The sequence below is a fragment of the Paenibacillus vini genome (genome assembly GCF_018403325.1).
In the GTDB taxonomy this organism is placed as follows: Bacteria; Bacillota; Bacilli; order Paenibacillales; family Paenibacillaceae; genus Fontibacillus; species Fontibacillus vini.
In genome coordinates this window covers 139,472-158,764 of the sequence record NZ_BOSL01000011.1, presented here as the reverse complement: position 1 = coordinate 158,764, position 19,293 = coordinate 139,472, and the positions used below count along the sequence as shown (strand labels likewise).

The window sequence follows — 19,293 nt, the reverse complement described above, 5'->3', positions numbered from 1 at the left end:
TCCTTCAGCGGAATAGTAACTTACCAAGGCAATGGATTGCCGTAAACATCTATATATTCCGGACCGTTGCCAGAGACGTTGCCGAATGTGCTGCTGTTAGCGCTATCATGTGCGTTGCTAAAAGCTTTACCGGATGCACCATCAAGTGCGTTGTCCACGCTCGATCCCAACCCTCTTCCGTTGCTTTGTCCGATCCGGTCCATTATCAAGCTGATAATTTTGCCGGCCGACTCCGCCGGGGTCAAGTCTGCGGACGCATCCACTTCACCGCGCATGAAGGTCTGAACCCAGCCGGGATGAATGAGCAGTACGCGGCCGCCCGCTTCCTTCAATCCGTTGTATACCAGGCTGGAGCCCATATTAAGCGCGGCCTTCGACATGCAATAGCCGAACCAGCTGCTGCGTTCATTCTGTCCGATGCTGCCTGCCTCCGAAGAAATATTGGCGATCATTTTCGAGGCGCTGTTCAACACCAGCGGCACAAAAGCCTGCGTCATCCGCAATGCGCCAAGCGCATTCACATTGAATACTTTCAGCATCTCGTCGTAATTCAACTCGTCCATAACCGTTGCTTCGATATCACCCAATATCCCCGCATTGTTAATCAGGATATCAAGGCGGTCAGTATGCGCAAGGACGGTCTTCGCCGCTTCATGCACGCTTTCATCGCTGCCGATATCGAGCGGAATCAGAGTCAAGCTGCCTTGATAACGAAGCTGCAGCTCTTCCAACGCAGTTTCCTCCGTTTGATATCTGCCGGCAAATACCCGGCTGCCTTGTTTCAGCAGCGTCTCGACCAACGCCAGCCCGACACCGTGATCCGCTCCCGTAACCAGAGCCGTCAATCCCATGCTGCTCACACTCCTTTGCTCATCCACTCCAACGAGGACCAAGTTTCATACAACTCCCATTGTCCCTGTTCCCGAGACTTTATGCAACCGCTTTATTTTTAAAGATTTAAATTAAACACAGCTATAGAAAAACCCCACCCCGAAGGGTGAGGCAACAGGCTTGAACAGGTATCAACAGGCAGGAATGAACAAAATGAAGCAAAGATGAGACTACACTTCCGATCGGACAGCCGTAATCGTCAACTCCTTACCGATGGTATCTCTGGAGTTGCCTCCGACCAGCACGGAGACACGGCACGGTTCCACCGCAAATCTCATCTCCCGATTCCATATGGCAAGTTCCTCCCGGCCCAAGGTAAAACTGACGACCCGCTCTTCGCCGGGGAACAGTTCCAGCTTTTGAAAAGCTTTCAGCTCCGCCAAACGCCGGGTGATCCCCGATTCGCTCGCACGGAGATACAATTGAACGGTTTCGGCTCCGGCGCGGCTCCCGGTGTTCTTGAGCCGCACCGTTACCGTTATTTTGCGGCCCGCTTCCAGCTCGGCTGCGGTAATTTCATGCCGGGACAAGCCAACCTCCATGTATTCGAACTGCGTGTAGCTCAGCCCGTAACCGAAAGGATAGAGCGCCGCGGAAGGCATGTCGACATAAACCCGCGGGCGTCCGGGATCTTTTTGATTGTAGTAAACGGGAAGCTGTCCCGAAGACCTGGGGAGCGATACCGGCAGCTTGCCGCTCGGATTTGCCTTGCCGATCAACAGCTCGCCGATCGCACGGCCGCCTTCCGGTCCCGGATACCAGGCGCACAGCACCGCGCCGCAATGCTCGTCGACACCGGTCAGGGCATGCGGCCGGCCCTGTATGATAACCGCCACCACCGGCGTCCCGGTGGCCGCCACTTCCTCGACCAGCCGCCGCTGCAGGCCGCCGAGCGAAAGGTCCGCGAGGTCCACTCCCTCGCCGCAATCCATTTCCGACGGGTTGCCGTTCGACACGATGGCTTCGCCATTGCTGTCAAACTCCCCGTCGAACCGGCGGGCGCTGCTGCCGCCCAGCACCAGCACGCACACGTCCGCGTTCTTCGCGGCCTCCACCGCTTCCGCCAGGCCGTCCGCCGACAGGTCGCGAACGCCGCATCCGCGTGCGTACACGATCTCTGCGCCCGCAGGCGCTGTCGACCGGATGCCCTGCAGCACCGTAGTCCCGCTGCCCTCGCGCTGGACGCTCGTATAATCGCCGAGTTGATTATACAGCCGGTCGGCATTGGGACCGATCACTGCGATGCGCTTCCGGTCTCCCCCCAGCGGCAGCAAGCCGCCCTCATTCTTGAGCAGCACGACCGATTCGCGGGCCAACTGCAGATTCACTTCACGGAACTCCGGTCTGCCGACCATAGCGATCGGAGTCATTTCATTGACATACGGGCGGTCGAACAGCCCAAGCCTGAATTTCAGGCGCAGTATCCGCCGCACCGCCCGGTCGACTTCCTCTTCGGGCACGAGCCCTTGCTGGACCGCTGCTTCCAGCGTCGTAAATGCCGTGTCCCACAGGCTCAGATCGACGCCCGATTCCAGTGCGAGGGCCGCCGCGGATTCATGGCTGCCCGTCAGTGCCAGCAGCCGGTCTATCGCGCAGCCGTCGGCCATGACGATGCCGTCAAAGCCCCATTCGTCGCGCAATATGCCCGTAAGCAGCGGCTTGTTCGCATGGCATGGCACACCGTCGATCTCGTTATACGCCGCCATGAATCCGGCGGCCCCAGCCTCCTTCCCGGCCTTGGCCGCGGGAAGGTGGATCTCGCGCAGCTCCCGCTCGCCGATTGGTGCGGGACCGGCATTACGCCCGCCCTGAGCGGTGCCCTGGGCGCAAAGATGCTTAAGAACCACCGCGACTTTCCCCATGCCCGAGAGGTCCTGGGGGTTGTCGCCCTGCATCCCCCGCACGGCGGCTTCCGTAAAACGCGCCGCCAGATACGGATCCTCGCTGAAGCATTCCTCGGACCGGCCCCAGCGCGGATCGTGGAGAATGTCCAGCGCGGACACCAGTCCCACATGCGCTCCGCGGCTGCGGATCTCGGAAGCCACATAGCCATAAGCCTCTTCCATCAACGCCGGATTCCAGGTTGCCCCGGCGCCCAGATTCACCGGAAGCATCGTGCCATCCAGCGCCTGATGTCCATGGGGACATTCCTCCGATAACAAGACGGGGATTCCGAGCCGGGTATGCTCGATGATATACTTTTGCACCATATTGGCCGCCTTTGCACTATCAGCGGCCGTAATCCCGTTGCTATAATTAACGCCGGACCAGGGGTCGCTGCGGAACAAGCCATAGAGTGCACCCATTCCGCCTCCCCGGGCGACTTCCTCTTTGAATTCATCGGTCAGGACAAAACCGTCCTCCCGTTTGACATAAGCGTTCCATCCATACATTCGCTGATTAAGCTGTCCTACTTTTTCCGCAAGCGTCATTCTTTCCAACAGGTCGCTGATTCGCTCTTCCATGGGCACATGTGCCTTTTTATATTTTTCCATCCCGCATTTCCCCCGCTTCATACTAATGATACGGGCTTATTAATTTCTCTGGCTGCCCGTGTCCCTCGTTGCGCTTAGCCCGCGGTATTCCTTTGGCGTCATTCCGGTATACGATTTGAACACGGAAACGAAATACTTGTACTCCTTGTACCCCACTTTATCCGCTACTTCAAAAACTTTGTCATGCGTGGTGGCCAGCAGGGCTTTCGCCTGCTCCATCCGCATTTCGTTCATATATTCCGTAAAACCTTTGCCCGTGCTCTGCTTGAAAATATAACTGAAATAACTCGGCGTGATTTTCAGCCAACCTGCCACCTCAGAAGCTTTCAGATCCGTACGGTAATGCTCGTCCATATATTTTTTGGCCTTCTCAATGATCCAGTACGATTTATCGATACCATGGCGGTCAATTTGCCGCAGCAACTCCTGCATCTCTTCCCTGACCAATGCCTCCAGCGAAGCATACGAATTGTAAAGGTTCAAATCCGGGTTGGCTTTGTGACCGTAGTCCAGCTCGGTCATGCCGCTTTTTCGCAGTCGCTGCCGGAGCAGGGCCGACAATTCCTCAACCGCAAGCAAAATATCCCCCGGCAAAAAGACTTCTTTCCGGAAAAAACCGAACATTCTCTCCACCCGGGAGGTAACTTCTTCATGATCTTGCTTGAACATGGCCGCCAGCAAGCTCTTCGCCATTTCGGCAGCATCGAAGGCCGGCAGATTCCGCCCCTGCTCGACAGACTCCCGGTATTCCGGCAACAGCAGGACCTTGTCCTCCACTACATGATATGGAAGCAGCCCGTTTGCCTCGGCGCAGTGTTTTGCCGTCTCTTCGAGATCGTCATAAGGCTCGGAAGCCGCGCAATACAGACCGCCCTCCCCAAGTTCAGGCAGCGCTTGTTCCAGCAGCCCGTCCCATGTTGTTCGATCCAACCGGGTGTCGGACATGATTAGGGTGACGAGGAGGTTTTCATGATCAAACACAGAAACCGCGCGCAGGAACGGGTGACTGAGTTCCGTATGCAGCGTTTGAATCCACTTATCCTGGATTTCCCGGTAGCGCTCCGGCGGCCGCTCTCCAAACCGCTCGACAAAACGATCCAACTGGGTAATCAGCACGCGAAATTGAACACCACGCAGGGATGGAGGAGCTTCTTTGCCATAAGCAATGCCATGACGGGCCATATTCGACAACCACAGCTTCGCTTCCTGAACGCCCCCGTCCTTCGTTTCGGCTTGGAGGTCTTTGACGATCTTTTCTACAACCCGGGTCAATTCCTCGATTTCGACCGGCTTGAGTAAATAATCGCTAACTCCCAAACGGATGGCTTGACGCGCATATTCGAAATCTTCATAACCGCTGATCATGACGACGCGAACTTCAGGAAATTGTTCCTTCAGACGCTCCGCCAACTTTAACCCGTCCATGCCTTCCATCCGGATATCGGAAAGCACCACGTCAACCTCATGTTCTTCGACCAATCGCAGGGCTTCCGCGCCGTCATAAGCTTCGCCAACGACTTGAATGCCGAGTTCATCCCAATCAATCGTATGCCGAAGCCCTGCACAGATGATGGGCTCGTCATCCACGATCAGCATCTTGATCCAATTATGTTTACGCTCCAATTTACTGTTCATGCTGTTCACCACCATGATCCTGACTTTCTCCCAAAGGAATTCTCAGACGTATCCAGGTTCCTTGCGGAGAGGTACTTACGATTTCAAGGCCATAGCCCTGTCCGAAAAAGATCGAGAGCCGCTCATGGATGTTGGACATGGCTCCACCCACGTTGTCGTCCTTATTCCGGCCTTGAAGCAAGGCTTGAATTTCCTTTTTCCGGAGCGGAGACATCCCTTTCCCGTTGTCGATCACATCGATCCAAATTTCATCGAAGGCGGCATAAGCGTTGACTAAAATTTCATTGACCGGTTTCGAACGGTCAAACCCGTGCTTGATAAAATTCTCCACCAACGGCTGAATCGTAGCTTTGAGGATCAATGTATTTTCCAGACCGGATTCCATATTCAACCTATAGCTAAGCTTGTCCCCTAATCGGCGCTGTTGCAGATACAAATAGGATTGCACAAAATCCATTTCCCGGCGCAGCGTCGTCTCGTAACTGCCGTTATTCACACTGGAACGGAAAAATTTCGAAAGCATCTCGATCAGCTGACTCGATTTGTCCGCCTTTTCCAAACGGGCCGTCCAGCGGATCATGTCCAGCGTATTATAGAGAAAATGCGGATCCATCTGGTTCTGCATCAGCTTCAACTCGGATTCGCGTTCCCTTAGCTCTAATTTGTATTTGTGTTCGATAAGCTGCTCAATCGTAGCGACCATTTCATTGAACTTATGGTTCAGCTCCGCGATCTCATCCCTGGATTCGATAGGTACGCGTGCGCTAAAGTCTCCGTGGGTAACGCGGTGCGCCTCTTTTTTCAGCCGTAAAATCGGAGTAATGATCGTATAATGAAACCCGATCAGCGCCGTCAGGCCGAGCAGCAATATTGCGGTCAGAATAAACAGCATCAACCATTTGATACCCCGAAACTCATCGGCGACCGTCGCCTCGGGAATCATGGCTACAACATTCCAGCCTGTATTATTGATCGGCTTGTACAGCGTCAAGTACCGGCTATCTTTTACCGAATAATTAAAAAAACCTTCTCTTCCGGTTGCCAGCTTGCCGAGCAGCATTTCGTCCGGTTTGAAATTCTCGCTCAGCTTGTCTTTGGAGCCCAATACGATCTGCCCTTGCGTTCCGATGATAAATACGCTGCCCGCTCCGTCCTCAAATATGCCTTTTTCCAGCAGGTGGAGGATGCTGGCTTCATCCATCCTGATCGTCAACCTTCCTAGCGGTCTGGTAATTTCGTTGTACGAATTCAGAATCCGGAACATCGAAATCAGCTGCACTTCGCCGTACCAATCGCTATTCAAGTTGTAGCCCTCCGTCCAAATAATCGAGCCTTTACCGGCTTCAGCCTGCCGCTCCCATTTGGATTCGTCCCCGCTGAACGGTTCACCCATCTCGATGGAACTGCCGTTATAACCGGATATTTCGATGGATCGGATATAGCTGCGCGACATCAGTTGGAAGGTGAGAAACTCCTCGATATTTTTTTGAAGGTTGGCTCTCTGGTCGGTGTTCAAGGGCGGAGACGTTCTAAGGAAATTCCTCATATCCGGACTTAGAATCAGATAGTTGGCGATATCCTCCACCATCTTCGTCTGTTCTCCGAGCTGACTGGTCACGTTATCCAGATTGCGCTTGGTAGAATTAATAAATTGATCTCTTAACACCTGATTGAATTTGTATTGAACGACGACACCGACACCAAAGGTCGGCAAAATGACAAAGAGCAGGAAGATGACGAGCGCTTTACGCTTCAGTCCGAAGTTTCCGAGGTATTTTCTGTAGCGTATCTTCATGTCGTATCTTCCCCTCTCACTTTCGCCCGGTCTAGCCCTTAACCGCTCCCGCCGTCATACCATTAACGAGTTGTTTCTGCAGCAGCAGGTAGAATATCAGGATCGGGATCAGCGCAATCGTCAGCGCGGCCATCTGCAAGGTGAGGCTGGCCGTTTCAATACCGACGAAATTCGCCAGGCCAAGCGGCAGCGTTTTGAGTTCCGTCGAGGTGATCAGCACTAATGCAAATAAGTACTCGTTCCAGTTATAGATAAAGTTCAATATAATAACCGTGGCCAAGGCCGGCCTAGTAATCGGCAAAATAATCGACCAAAAGATGCGGTATACCCCCGCGCCGTCCATGACGCCGGATTCCTCCAAATCTTTGGGGAACCCCCGCATGAATCCTTCCAGGATAAATACGGTCAACGATAAGTGAAATGCCGTGTAAGGCAAAATCAGCGACCAGTACGTATCCAGCAAATGCAGTTTTTGCATGATCAAAAATATTGGAATCAGGGTAGCATGGATCGGAACCAGCATCCCCAACAAGAATAGTCCGTAGGTCATTCCCTGAAGCTTGAATTTGAACCGCGACAGGAAATAGGCGGCAAGCGCCCCCAGCAGCACGGTAACAAGCAAGGAGACAAACGTAACGATCAAACTGTTTAAAAAGTACACGTTCATATTAGCGACTTCCCAAGCCTTTGCATAGTTCGAAAACTGCAAAACTTTCGGGAACGAAAACGGATCTGCCGCATATTCCTGTTCCTTCTTGAAGGAGTTGACTACCATCCAAAAGAGAGGAACTATATTAATAATAGCGAACAGGCTTAAAAAAGTGTATGCGAAAAACTGAAACAGCCCGGATTTTCTCCTCATGGCGCAATCCTCCCTTCCTTATGCATCTTTCTCCCGGCCAAGCCGGTTGATGAGTGAAATGACGATCAGACTGAACAGCAATACCAGAATGGACACCGCACTGCCGTAGCCGTAGCGCATGTTGATAAAGGCGCTATTGTACATATAGATCGTCATGACTTCCGTCTGATGCGCAGGTCCGCCGCCCGTCAAAATCTGAATCAGGTCAAAGACGCGGAAGGAGTTGCTTATACTGTAAACTACGCCTACCATAATCGTTCCCCGGACCATAGGGATCGTAATCCGCAGGGTCCGTTTCAATCCGGTGGCCCCGTCCAATTCGGCGGCCTCGTTGACTTCTTCCGGAATATTTTGCAGCGCGGCCAGGAAAATAACCATGTACAAGCCGCAATTTTGCCAAATATACGCAATACTGATCGACAGCATCGACCATTTCGAATCACCGAGCCAGTTCTGCTGCCAGCCGTCCAGCCCGATCATCCCCAGCAGGCTATTCAGAAAGCCGTATTCCGTATTGTACACCATCCCCCAGATCAGGGAGACCATGACCGAAGAAATAACGACCGGCATAAATCCGATGGTCCGGAAAATTCCCGAGCCCTTCAACCCGCGGTTGAGCAGCAGAGCCAGCAGCAGGCCCAGCGGAATTTGACCGACCAGGCCGGTCACCATGATGATGACATTATTTTTTACCGACAGCCAGAAGGTGTCGTCGCTCAAAATTTTCACATAGTTATCAAGTCCGGCAAAAGACATGGAGCCGATTCCGTTCCAATTCATCAGAGAGTAGTACAAGGACAACCCGATCGGAACGATGGCAATACCCAGATAGATGATCAGCGCCGGAAACAAACCGAGGAAAATGGCAAATTTGGTCCCTCTTAGCGTTTGCATCGGGGATTCCTCCTTTTCTTCGCACCCTTGGCCTCCAAGCCCGATGAAACAAGAAAACCCGGAATGTTCGGGTTTTCTTGCCCCTCGGATTCAAACGTCAGGGTGATGGATATGTCCGTTGTTTAGTTCATGTTGTCAAAAGCTTCCTGGACTTCCTTGGCCAGTTCTTCAGGCGTACCGTGTTTTACGGTCAAAGCCTGAAGCCCGTTTTGCAGCACATCGACGACCTGAGTCGGAATCACGCTGTCGAATACCGGCGCCGTACCGTTACCCGTCAATTCCAGCATCTCTTTCAGGTACTTGCTCGCATCTTCCGGCACATCAACCTTTGCCGGCACGACAACGCCGTTACGGATCAGTTCTTTATACAAGTCCTCGCTCACGAAAAATTTCAAGAATTCTTCGGCAGCAGCCCGTTTTTTCTCGTTAAGCCCGCTCTTGATGGCAATGCCGTATTGAACGACGCCCGCACTCTTGGCCGGTTCGCCTTTTCCGCCCTCTACGCTCGGGAACAGCGCAATACCGAACTTGTCCCCTTCATCGTTGTTGATCCGCACCCGGGCATCAACAGTGGAGGAAGAAATATGCATGGCCGCTTTACCCTGGATAAAATAATCCTGCCCTTGTACGGAGTCCATGTTATTGGCATCGGTATTGAACGCACCCAGTTTGGTCAGTTCGTCGATGACCGAGAGCGCCTTGACGAATTCCGGATCGGTGAATTTTGCTTTCTTCTCCAGAACAGCCGGCAAGAAATCGCTGCCAGTAAACCGGTCTCCGATGATCGAAATATAGGAAGATTGCAGCGGCCATTGCTCCTTGTTGCCGAGGGAAATCGGCGTAATGCCTGCTTCTTTCAGCTTTTTGACCGCGTCGATGAATTTGTCATAGGTGTCAGGGAAGGTATCGTATCCAATTTGCGCAAACATTTCTTTGTTGTAGTAAATAATATCGACAAAGGTTTGCTTGGTCGGCACCGCATATTGTTTGCCGTCAACATTAAATCCGGCCAACGCGCTCTCCGGCAAAATGGAAGTCCAACTTTCCATCAGGTCGTTAATCGGCTCAAGCAAGTTACCATCAACTAGCGGATCCAGGTCCGCGCCTGGCCATACTACGTTGATGTCCGGCAGGTTATTGCCCGCGGCGAGCGTGCGGAGCTTCGTTTTGTACTGAGCGGAAGGTACGCCGTCCTGTTTGATAACAATGTTCGGATGCTGTTTCTCGAATTCAGCGATCCGCGCCTTATACACTTCGTTATCGACGTTCGGGGATGTCCACGGATGCATCATGTTCAATGTGATGGTTTCCGTTTCCGAGCCGCCTTTAGAGGAAGCATTGTCTCCTTTTCCGCAAGCTGCCGTAAAAATCGCCAGCAACGCGACCAGTCCCAAAATTACCGCCTTTTTGCCTTTGTTTGTTTTGTTCATAACCAACCCTCTTTTCTTAATAATGAAATTCGGTTTAGAACCTAACAAGCCATGATCTATTTATTGTCTTGACTCGTTATGTTTCTATTATAAATGGTCTGTTATTCGCTCTATATCCCATGAATCTTTGATTATATCCGAAAAATCAAGATGAATGTGGAAGTTTCGGCGACTTTAGAATGGCCGTTTCGTGGTTCTACGTTATATAATGTAACACATTGTGTAATAATCATGAAAACAGATGTAATATAGTAAGCGTTTTCAAGTTACTTTCAGGAAGAACCGCTTGCCGCGGTCTTTCCCTGCTTCCGTTTCTCTTAGTTTTCCGGCTCGTTGAGAATATAATCCACAAGTTCCTCTAGCGGCACCGTCGCCAAGGCGATCGCCGTATCGGTAACTCCATAGTAGATATACAGCAAGCCGTCTTTTACCACGTTCCCCGTCGGGAAAATTACGTTAGGAATCTGGAACCCGAACTTTTCGTAGTACGTCTCCGGCTCCATGATGAAATTCTTCGTCCGCGCAATGATTTTTTCCGGATTGTCCAGATCGAGCAGCATCGCTCCCACGCGGTATACGATTTCGTCGTCCACGCCGTGATACAGCACCAGCCATCCGCGGTCCGTCTTCACCGGCGGCGTCGATCCGCCGATTTTGCGACATTCCCAAGCCGGGTTTTCGCCTTTGGCGAGCAGCTTCGGCTCTTCCCAATGAATGAGGTCGTCGGAATAGGTAATCCACATGCCCGCTTTTTCCGTACCGTATGCTTCGCCTACATATTCCTCCGGCCGACGCAGAAGCACATATTTGCCGTTTATCTTTTCAGGGAACAAAATATTGTCCCGGTCGTTAATATCAAGCGGTGTCGTATCCGTCAGGAACTCCCAGTCCACCAGATTTTTGGAGGTGAGGATCGAGGAACGGGTCAGCCAATGGCCTTCCTGCTCGCCCCAACCGTCCGGATATTCCGGAATCGAACGTTCGGGCACGCCTCTGCCAGTCGGATAGTAACTCATGGCGCAAGGACGCAGCGCGTAGTTCAAATAAAACGTATCATCGATCTTGACGATGCGCGGATCCTGGACGCTGCCGTAGGGGAATCCGAGCATGTCCGGCGTAACGATCGGCTCGTCCTTCACATGCGTGAAATGCACGCCGTCTTCGCTTTCCAGCAAGCCGAGAAAGTTTTTGCACGGGGTCAACGACCCGGCCGTCCGCTCGATCATGTAGAACTTTCCGTTATCAATAATGACCGCAGGGTTGAAAACGGTTACCATTCTCCATTCGTAACCCCCCGGTACCACAATCGGATTGTCCGGATGTCTCTCAATCTTCATCTGTATGCCTCCTCATGTAAACCATAAAAGTTCTATGAGCCAAACCGCTGCAGCACCCGCCGAAAAGGTCGATTATCGGCACCGCGTGAGCTTGGCAATGTCTTATAGGGTTATTATAGAACGCTTTCTTATTGCAAAATATCCTGTGAACTTTAGAAAACATCTGAATAATAGGGCTGGTTTTCGGGCGCTCCGAACCGGTGATAGAAGAGCCACAAAAAGTAAGGGGATCGAGGATAACTTTGGCAGATGGAGCCCGATGCAGGCTTAATTCGAGACGTTGCAGGCTGGGGAGGCAAAGCGGTGTATGAGTCAGACCGAACGTTTCGTACAAACGATGACATGATGGTGATTGACACGGGGCTATTAATTTACTTGGCGTGGCAGGCACGTCAGTGGTTTCGAGATAATCCGAGGTAGTAACCCTTATTACAAACAAACCAACTTCCGATGAATAAAAGTAACTCCGCCTTTAAAACTAACCTTCTAAATTCAAAATTACCTTATTAATCATGAGTAACCTTAAGCGCCTCTGTCACTAGCCCAAATGCCGAAAATACTTGGCACGACTGATCTAATGACATCCAACCTGTTTCAGTAATCTTCCGCTCACTTTAACCAAAATCAACTAGAATACGATGAATCACACGTTTGGGGCAGTTGTAGGAGTTGGGATAGTTTGGGTAGTCGGGGCAGTCACGTCAGGCATGTCGGTCACGTCAGTCACATTGATCGCATTAGTCATTAGTCAGATTGATCGCATTGGTCACATTGGCCTCATTGTCGCATTAGTCGCATAAGTCAGATTGATCACATTGGTCACATCGGTAACTTTGACGGATTAGTCACATTGATCAACATTGGTCACTTAGGTAACATGAGTCACATCAGTCACGCCGGGTCTCGCAGATTCTAACGGACACAGAAGACCTTATTCGGCTAAAAAACAGAGGTTGGATCGGCTAACGGACACATGAGACGTTAAATACCCTTTTTCGCAAGAAATCAGGGACATCCTAGCCATTTAACGGCTCTGGTGTCCGTTAAAATTCCAAAACAGTGATTTTCCGCAGTTTAACGGCTCTCATGTCCGTTAGAAAAAGAAACAGCCGGGATAAGTGGCAAAATGGCGTTCCACCTCGGCTTCCGACGATGAAAATATCGTAACTCGGCATATTTTTAGATGGTTGCACCTAAACGCGTCATTTTATAACGATGCAATACTAGGCTACGAGACCACCACAGCAGGAATTTTCTAACGGACACAGAAGACCTTATTCGGCTAAAAAACAGAGGTTTGATCGGCTAACGGACACAGAAGACGTTAAACACCCTTTTTCGTAGGAAAACAGGGACATCGCGACCATTTAAAGGCTCTGGTGTCCGTTAAATTTCTAAAACGGTGATTTTTCGGAGTTTAGAGGCTCTCACGTCCGTTAGGAAAGAAACAGCCGAGAGGAGTGGTAAAATATGCCGTCTCGGTGATGTACGTTAGAAACCAAAACAGCCGGAACGAGAGGCAAAAATGCCATCCCATCCCGACTGTCCAACGGTACTTCTAAGTCCAACGCAAACTATGCGTCATAATTAACGATGTAGCTCTGCAGCTCGGTGTTATAGTAGCCGACACTGTATTCGATAATGTTGCCTTGTTCATCACGGGAATAACGGCTGCGCTTGAGCAGCGGCGCCCCTTCGGACAAGCCCAGGATCTCCGCGATTTCGCGGCTAGCGGCTGCCACGCCGAACTCGTCCCGGAGGTTGTCGAGGGACAATCCTTGTTCTTCGAGCAGTTCGTAGAGCGATTGATCATTCAGGTCGGACAACGTCAGACCTTCTTCCAGATCGCTGCTCAAGAAATGCTCGTAATAAATATATGGGGCATCGTCCAGATAATAGAGACGCTCCAGCTTCAGGCAGGTCTCGCCGAACAGCCGATGCTGTTCCGTTCCCGGCACAGTCTGTACACCTTCCGCCCGCAGCCACTTCTTTTTGATCCGGTGGCCGGACTCGACCAGAATCTCCGTGAAATGTTTCCATTTCGACAGCTTGGAAGCCGCTTTATTCCGGATCACCTTTGTGCCTTTGCCGCTGCCTTTTTCCAGATAGCCTTCCTGGACGAGCTCCTGAATCGCGCCGCGAACGGTAATTTTGCTGACCGCGAATTCCCTCTCCAAAAGAGGCTCCGACGGAATGTTGCTTCCCAAAGGATACACGCCGTGCAAAATCCGGTCCTTCAAAATTTGTTTGATCTGCAAATATAACGGCCGGTCTTTTCGGGACAAGCTCACTTTAAAATCCACTACCTTTCCACATCGCCTATCGTACTCTCCATGGCCCGGAAAACATCTCCCTCCGAAGCCATCGGCGTATCTCCAGCCACGGTATGGGCCAGCATGCCCGCCACCGCCGCAAAATTCACGGTCCGCTCCGGCTCGAATTGCTCCAGTTCGCCATGAATAATGCCGCTGGCAAAGGCATCTCCTGCCCCTATTCTATCATAGACGGAAAATGTCAGTCTCTCCGAAAACGTAAAGCGCCCTTCCTTGAACAAAAAACCGCGCAAAGAGTGAGAGTTATCACCGTGGATATCCCGGTGCGTCCCGGCAATCGCCGTGATGTCGTATTGTTTCGCCACCGCCGGAATCAACTCGGCTAATCTCTCTTCCCGACCCTCGGCAGTGCTGACCATTCCCAGCGTGAACATAGCATCCTTTTCGTTCATGAACACAATGTCCGCAAGCCGGAGCATTTCCTCATAATGCGGTCTGGCCGCGCTATGGCCTTTTTCTCCCCAAAGGGAAGGACGGAAATTGCAGTCAAAAATAACTTTGCCTCCCCGACCCTTGACTTCTTTGGCCAGGTTTATCATGTGGCCCCGGACTCCGTCGTTCATAGCCAGCGTGATACCGCAGAAATGTACCGCATCAATCGACTCGGCAATACCTTCAAAATTGTAAGTACCCTCCGGCGACGTATTGAAGCTGCTTTCCAACCGGTTCGTATACGTTACCCGGCTTGGACGAGCCCCAAAGCCGTTCTCCAAAAAATACAATCCCAAGTAGTTTCCACCGCGAAGAACGAACTCCGCCTCAATGCCTAGCTTCCGCAAATATGCTGCAGCCGCGTCGCCTAGCGGGCCCAAAGGCAAACGGGTTACCAATATTCCCGTATGCCCGAAGCGGGCCAAGGCCGAGGCGACATTCACTCCGGTACCGGAGAACGAATATTTCAAGGTGCTGGCCTGTGACAGCATATCATGCCCCGGCACCTGGAGACGCATCATTACCTCGCCAAATGCAGCTACCCGCTTAGGCATACTCTTCCGCCAGCTTTTTCATGATGCCGAGCAAGTCCCGCACATCCTGAATATTGGTATTTCCAGATTCCTTATCGATGATGGAAGAATACACGTGAGGGATAACTTGCTGCACTCCCGCTTCCAGGGCGATGCGCAAAATCGGCTCGAAATTGTCCATGTCGATGCCGCCCGTCGGCTCCAGCGCGAAGCCAGCTTCGGCGCATGCCGCCGCAACGGTGCGGTACTCATCTTCCCGACTAAGGCCTTGCATCGGAAAATACTTCAGCGCGTTTCCGCCCATGTCGCGCACCAGTGCAATCGCCGACGCCACAGGAACAATCGCAGCCTCGCTTTGCGCCGCGCTGACCGGCCCTGTGGAGATGTTCACATATCCGACGCGTCCCGTCGGGGACACCAAACTGTTGATCCAGCTGACCTTGTCGCCGAGATTGGCGCGGGTCGCTCCTACGGCCGGAAACACCTGGTTGATATGGCTGCCCGGATAATGCTTCGCGATCTCGGCCACAACCGCAGCCTGACGATTATCGCCGGCGCCGAGCCCGATCGATACCGCTTCGTCGATTTCCTTGCCATAGGCTTTCATGGCGGTCACGGCTTCCTCTACCGTAGGATAAGCCTTGGACAGAACGCCCACCAGAACATGCCCCTCCGCCGCTTCAAAAACTTCCTTGGCATTGGCGATATCCTTCGCCAACACGTTCAAGGCGACGCGACCTTTGTAAAAACGCTTTTCAATCTGTGACATGCTTATTTTCCCCCCGTCAATAATTTGCGCAATTGTTCCTCGATCACCTGAATGTCGTCCCCGAGCAGAGGCCGCGGATCGATGTCAAAATAGCCTTGACGAACCCCATAGTCCCGCGTATAAATCGCTATTTCACCATTTTGGAGTCCCGCCGCAACTTCTTTGGCGGTCGTTCCCGCCTGCTGCGGATCGATATGAATGCGGCCCCGGTAGATCGCGCGGCCCGCTTCATCCTGAACGATCGTCACCTTCACGCCGGGTATGTCGTTTAGCGGGGACAGCGCTTCGAGAGAGGCTTTTTCCTGCTCGCTCTTGTCTACTTTGACCAGATACTCGTCGAGTGCCTGAAGCAGGCCAAAGCTTGTTTCTTTGCCTACCTTCATACTTCTGCCGATGCCGTGCAATTGAACCTTGAGCCAATCGATATAAGTACGTTTCCCCGCTACGATTCCGGAGGTAGGTCCTTCAATCGCTTTGGAGCCGCTGTAGATCGCAAGATCGGAACAGGTCACGTATTTGTGCAGATCCTCTTCGGCCGCCGCGTCCACGATGAGCGGAACGCCGTTCTTTTGTGCCACGTCCCAGGCTTCCTCGACTGAAATCATGTTCTTTTGAACCGCATGATGAGATTTTACATATAAAATCGCCGCTGTTCTCTCCGAGATGGCGTCTTCGATATGCTCGGCCCGGCCTTCATTGGCGTAGCCGACTTCCAGCAGCCGCCCGCCGCCCAAATAGACCATCGTCTCCACCGGAGCGCCGTACTGAACATTGTGGCCTTTCAAAATGATGATCTCATTACGGGGAATAATTTCTTGATGCAGCCGCTCGCTAAGCCGCCGGTTCCCCCGTGTCACAACAGCCGCAACGGACAATGCAATCCCGCTGGAAGCGGAGTTGACGATGACGGCCGCTTCGGAACCAAGCGCCCCAGCGATATGATCGCCCGCTTTGTCGACCAGATCGGCGATTTCAACGTAGCTCTGTCCGCCCTGCCTCATCGCTTCCATTACCGTATCGGTCGGTGCGGACACGCCCAAAATACTCATGCGCCCGCTGGCATTAATCACTCGCTTAAGCCCGTATTTCGCATTCAATGAATTCCCCATTTGCCACAACTCCTTTTGCTTGGATAATTTGATTCGCCGTTCTCTGTTCTCCTTCCGAATCGGTCAACATGACCGGACCGTCGGCCAGTGTGAACAGCGTAAGATTCGCGGTGTCGTCCGCCCGGATGCGCCCCAGTTCCGGCTTGCCCAGCCAGGCAGCGGCATTGACGGTTACCATGCCGATGATTTCTTCGAGGGAATACCCGAGAAGCAGGAATTTGGACAGCACATTGTCCATGCTGTATACTGGCCCATTCAACCGATTGCCGCGGTAAATGTCGGTACTGATCGTATCCGGTGCAATCCCGTGACATTTGGCCGCCTCGGCCACCCGGAACGAAAAGCTTGCCGTACCATGCCCAACATCCAAATGAACCCCCCGCGCCACCGCATCGGTAAGCACTTGGAGCGGACGGCCTTCTGCATCAAATAAATTGTTCGCTTTTCCGTTGAGATAATGAGTTATGATATCCTTTCGCGCCAAAAGCGGAATTACCTCCCGAATGTCCGGCGGTCCCGATCCGATATGAACCATGAGGGGAAGCCCCGTTTCTTCGGACAGTTCCCTCGCCACGCGAAGCGGCTCGATTCCACTCTCACCGACCACACTCCGGCTGATGCGCGCTTTTAAGCCGACGATGGAATCGCCGAATTTGGCGATGGCATGTTTGGCCCGTTCCCGGTCGATCCACGCCATTTGCGACAATTCGTCGATGCGGAGCAGGCCGATGCGGGAAATGTTCAGAAACGCCAGTACGTTCGTCTTGGCTTGTTCCCCGCTCCGAATCAGATCCGCGATCCGATCCGATCCGCAGCTTCCGGCATCGACGATCGTCGTGACGCCCTGCCGGACGCCGATCTCATCAATCTCGTCCCCGTAAGGATGAAACTCGGGAAACGCATGAACGTGCATATCGATCCAGCCGCTGGATACATACGTGCCGGTGCCGTCATACTCCCGCGTTGCTCGGCCTTTTCCAGGCTCGGTGATCTCCGCGATCAGCCCGTTCTCGATCACGATATCGATCTCTTCCCCGCTCACGCGTTTGACGCGGCGCAGGACCCATGAATCTGTCATGATCTCCACCCTTTTCGATATAACATTATAATGTTTACAATAACACCATCGTCACCTTAAGTAAATATAACGTTATAATGTTTGTGATTTAGTTAAACTTGCTCTTTTGAATCTATTCAGCAGCAATAGTAGTAGACTCCGTCTCTATGTCAAGCTCAAACCCGATTTCAAACATACGCTTCCATGGAAAATGGAGCCGTTGGAGCCTGATCCGCCCTTCGGGAATATCCTCGAGGTACTGCTCAGCTGCCCGATTCATTTTTTCGGCCAAAATACCATGCACTTCGTCCAAACAATGTCCGATCACATAATAGCTTGCATCCAGCCGGGGCAGATCGTGTTCCAGCATATCCTGGCGGACAATAGACTGATAAATGAAATCCTCAACCAGGCGCTCATAGTAAAATTTCCGGCTCTCTCGAACGATTTCGGGATAAGCTGCCGATTCCGGGCGTTCCAAATAATACGAAATGATCACGAAATGGGCGATCACCGTACCGAGCGTATTACCGGATGTGTTCCATCCCGCATAGGCGGTCAACTGGTCTAGCAAACCTTTTTTCTTCAGCAAATTTATTAGAACCGGATCTCCACCGTTGCACGTCGCCACGTCACCCAGAGCAACATGCTTGCCCTTTCGCAAGTAAGCTTCCATCCTTTCGACGATCTCCCGATAATGGATTTCGGAAAAATAAGAACGATGCCGCTCCCTAAAAGGAATCTGCTCCGCCATGCCCGCTTGATCGACTGCCGGGGAATGGACAATCAGCACGAATGGAGTATCGCCGGAATGATCCGCCAGCACGGCCCCGGAAGCGGTTAGATGGGATTTCACACTCTCGTTCAGACTGCGGTCCTCATATTTCGGCTTGATCAACGGCCCCTTTGTCGAGGAATACCGCACATAAATCTCCGGCTTGTACTGTTTCAATTCGCAAAAAATATGCGCAAACATCGTGCAGCCGATCTCATCGGCACCGGGATATATCATCACGCGGTCCATGATGCCCAATTCCTCAACCCGGCAGATCATCATCTGCTGCTCTTTTGGGGAAAAGCCATACTCCGAATTATCGTCGAGCGGAATGATCAGGTGATCGATGATCCCTTCCTCCGCCAGCTTCAACGTGTAATGATTCACCTGCTGATTGACGCCCCGGCGCCCGACGAAATCATTCAGATAAGGCTCCGGGATCAATGTTTTTAACTGTTCAAGCTCCATACGTTCGTTATCATTCAGTTGGTCGCGTTCCGCCTTATCGGTCAAATAGCTGTATTTAAAAATCTGGCCGCCATGAAATTTATAGTAATCCGGCTCTTCCTCATCCTTATTGTTGTTCGGCACCCGCATAATCAGATTAAAAGCGTGAATCCGGATCCCCGGATGGCGCTCCTTGATTTCGGTCAGCACTGACAAGCGGTCCAAGCATTCCTCAAACGTCAAATGATGCAAGCGGGACGGTACGATTCCGCCATAGATCAGCAAATCAATGGATACAAGCAAATAGTCCGCTCCCTCGGCTTCGTGCAAAAGCCATTCCCGAACCGCCGCCGTATCGGCCGGTTGTTTTTTGCGGCCAAGCAGATGGATGTCCGGTACCGCGAGTTCCAAATCGGTCATTTCGGCAAGCCGCCGCGGAAACAGGTAATTGCACGGCCTTTCATCGAGCGGCAAGTAGACTACTTTTGGCATATGATTA

Annotated in this window: 14 protein-coding genes; all 14 read right to left on the bottom strand. The window is 52.2% G+C overall.

What is annotated here, in order from left to right:
• Positions 1 to 20: 20 nt before the first annotated feature.
• The 14 genes from KJS57_RS17155 to KJS57_RS17090 all read right to left on the bottom strand — a co-directional run bounded on the left by KJS57_RS17155 (position 21) and on the right by KJS57_RS17090 (position 19,286).
• Entirely contained in the window at positions 21 to 851 is an 831-nt protein-coding gene (locus tag KJS57_RS17155) for an SDR family NAD(P)-dependent oxidoreductase (protein WP_213655732.1), read from the bottom strand.
• A 210-nt stretch (positions 852 to 1,061) separates the two neighbouring features.
• A complete protein-coding gene (locus KJS57_RS17150; RefSeq protein WP_213655731.1) occupies positions 1,062 to 3,386 on the bottom strand; it encodes a glycoside hydrolase family 3 N-terminal domain-containing protein in 2,325 nt (774 codons plus the stop codon).
• 39 nt (positions 3,387 to 3,425) lie between these two features.
• Complete coding sequence (locus KJS57_RS17145) at positions 3,426 to 5,021, bottom strand: response regulator (RefSeq protein ID WP_213655730.1); 1,596 nt, start codon at positions 5,019 to 5,021, stop codon at positions 3,426 to 3,428.
• Positions 5,011 to 6,816 carry a sensor histidine kinase gene (locus KJS57_RS17140; RefSeq protein ID WP_213655729.1) on the bottom strand — a complete coding sequence of 602 codons (1,806 nt, stop codon included), beginning with the start codon at positions 6,814 to 6,816 and terminating at the stop codon, positions 5,011 to 5,013. Before KJS57_RS17140 ends, KJS57_RS17145 begins: the two co-directional genes overlap by 11 nt.
• 31 nt (positions 6,817 to 6,847) lie before the next feature.
• Complete coding sequence (locus KJS57_RS17135; RefSeq protein ID WP_211019993.1) at positions 6,848 to 7,678, bottom strand: carbohydrate ABC transporter permease; 831 nt, start codon at positions 7,676 to 7,678, stop codon at positions 6,848 to 6,850.
• Between the two features lie 18 nt (positions 7,679 to 7,696).
• A complete protein-coding gene (locus KJS57_RS17130) occupies positions 7,697 to 8,572 on the bottom strand; it encodes a carbohydrate ABC transporter permease (protein ID WP_211019994.1) in 876 nt (291 codons plus the stop codon).
• 122 nt (positions 8,573 to 8,694) lie between these two features.
• Positions 8,695 to 10,002: an extracellular solute-binding protein gene (locus KJS57_RS17125; RefSeq protein ID WP_213655728.1), complete on the bottom strand. Its 1,308-nt coding sequence runs from the start codon at positions 10,000 to 10,002 to the stop codon at positions 8,695 to 8,697.
• A 317-nt stretch (positions 10,003 to 10,319) separates the two neighbouring features.
• Positions 10,320 to 11,339, bottom strand: coding sequence for a glycoside hydrolase family 130 protein (locus KJS57_RS17120; protein WP_211019996.1), 1,020 nt, complete (start codon positions 11,337 to 11,339; stop codon positions 10,320 to 10,322).
• A gap of 1,574 nt (positions 11,340 to 12,913) precedes the next feature.
• Positions 12,914 to 13,642: a GntR family transcriptional regulator gene (locus KJS57_RS17115; protein WP_213655727.1), complete on the bottom strand. Its 729-nt coding sequence runs from the start codon at positions 13,640 to 13,642 to the stop codon at positions 12,914 to 12,916.
• Positions 13,642 to 14,658, bottom strand: coding sequence for a sugar kinase (locus KJS57_RS17110; RefSeq protein WP_213655726.1), 1,017 nt, complete (start codon positions 14,656 to 14,658; stop codon positions 13,642 to 13,644). Before KJS57_RS17110 ends, KJS57_RS17115 begins: the two co-directional genes overlap by 1 nt.
• Positions 14,651 to 15,406 (bottom strand): 2-dehydro-3-deoxy-phosphogluconate aldolase, encoded by a 756-nt coding sequence (dagF, locus tag KJS57_RS17105; protein WP_213655725.1) that lies wholly within the window; start codon positions 15,404 to 15,406, stop codon positions 14,651 to 14,653. Before dagF ends, KJS57_RS17110 begins: the two co-directional genes overlap by 8 nt.
• Positions 15,407 to 15,408: 2 nt before the next feature.
• A complete protein-coding gene (locus KJS57_RS17100; RefSeq protein ID WP_213655724.1) occupies positions 15,409 to 16,515 on the bottom strand; it encodes a DgaE family pyridoxal phosphate-dependent ammonia lyase in 1,107 nt (368 codons plus the stop codon).
• A complete protein-coding gene (locus tag KJS57_RS17095) occupies positions 16,481 to 17,593 on the bottom strand; it encodes an amidohydrolase/deacetylase family metallohydrolase (protein WP_213655723.1) in 1,113 nt (370 codons plus the stop codon). Before KJS57_RS17095 ends, KJS57_RS17100 begins: the two co-directional genes overlap by 35 nt.
• A 112-nt stretch (positions 17,594 to 17,705) precedes the next feature.
• A complete protein-coding gene (locus tag KJS57_RS17090) occupies positions 17,706 to 19,286 on the bottom strand; it encodes a DUF4127 family protein (protein WP_213655722.1) in 1,581 nt (526 codons plus the stop codon).
• Positions 19,287 to 19,293 lie beyond the last annotated feature (7 nt).

Excerpts from the sequence above, each read along its gene's own strand:
- KJS57_RS17155 (WP_213655732.1), bottom strand. The coding sequence starts at position 851 with ATGGGATTGACGGCTCTGGTTACGGGAGCGGATCACGGTGTCGGGCTG.
- KJS57_RS17150 (WP_213655731.1), bottom strand. The coding sequence starts at position 3,386 with ATGGAAAAATATAAAAAGGCACATGTGCCCATGGAAGAGCGAATCAGC.
- KJS57_RS17145 (WP_213655730.1), bottom strand. The coding sequence starts at position 5,021 with ATGAACAGTAAATTGGAGCGTAAACATAATTGGATCAAGATGCTGATC.
- KJS57_RS17140 (WP_213655729.1), bottom strand. The coding sequence starts at position 6,816 with ATGAAGATACGCTACAGAAAATACCTCGGAAACTTCGGACTGAAGCGT.
- KJS57_RS17135 (WP_211019993.1), bottom strand. The coding sequence starts at position 7,678 with ATGAGGAGAAAATCCGGGCTGTTTCAGTTTTTCGCATACACTTTTTTA.
- KJS57_RS17130 (WP_211019994.1), bottom strand. The coding sequence starts at position 8,572 with ATGCAAACGCTAAGAGGGACCAAATTTGCCATTTTCCTCGGTTTGTTT.
- KJS57_RS17125 (WP_213655728.1), bottom strand. The coding sequence starts at position 10,002 with ATGAACAAAACAAACAAAGGCAAAAAGGCGGTAATTTTGGGACTGGTC.
- KJS57_RS17120 (WP_211019996.1), bottom strand. The coding sequence starts at position 11,339 with ATGAAGATTGAGAGACATCCGGACAATCCGATTGTGGTACCGGGGGGT.
- KJS57_RS17110 (WP_213655726.1), bottom strand. The coding sequence starts at position 14,658 with ATGCCTAAGCGGGTAGCTGCATTTGGCGAGGTAATGATGCGTCTCCAG.
- dagF (WP_213655725.1), bottom strand. The coding sequence starts at position 15,406 with ATGTCACAGATTGAAAAGCGTTTTTACAAAGGTCGCGTCGCCTTGAAC.
- KJS57_RS17100 (WP_213655724.1), bottom strand. The coding sequence starts at position 16,515 with ATGGGGAATTCATTGAATGCGAAATACGGGCTTAAGCGAGTGATTAAT.
- KJS57_RS17095 (WP_213655723.1), bottom strand. The coding sequence starts at position 17,593 with ATGACAGATTCATGGGTCCTGCGCCGCGTCAAACGCGTGAGCGGGGAA.
- KJS57_RS17090 (WP_213655722.1), bottom strand. The coding sequence starts at position 19,286 with ATGCCAAAAGTAGTCTACTTGCCGCTCGATGAAAGGCCGTGCAATTAC.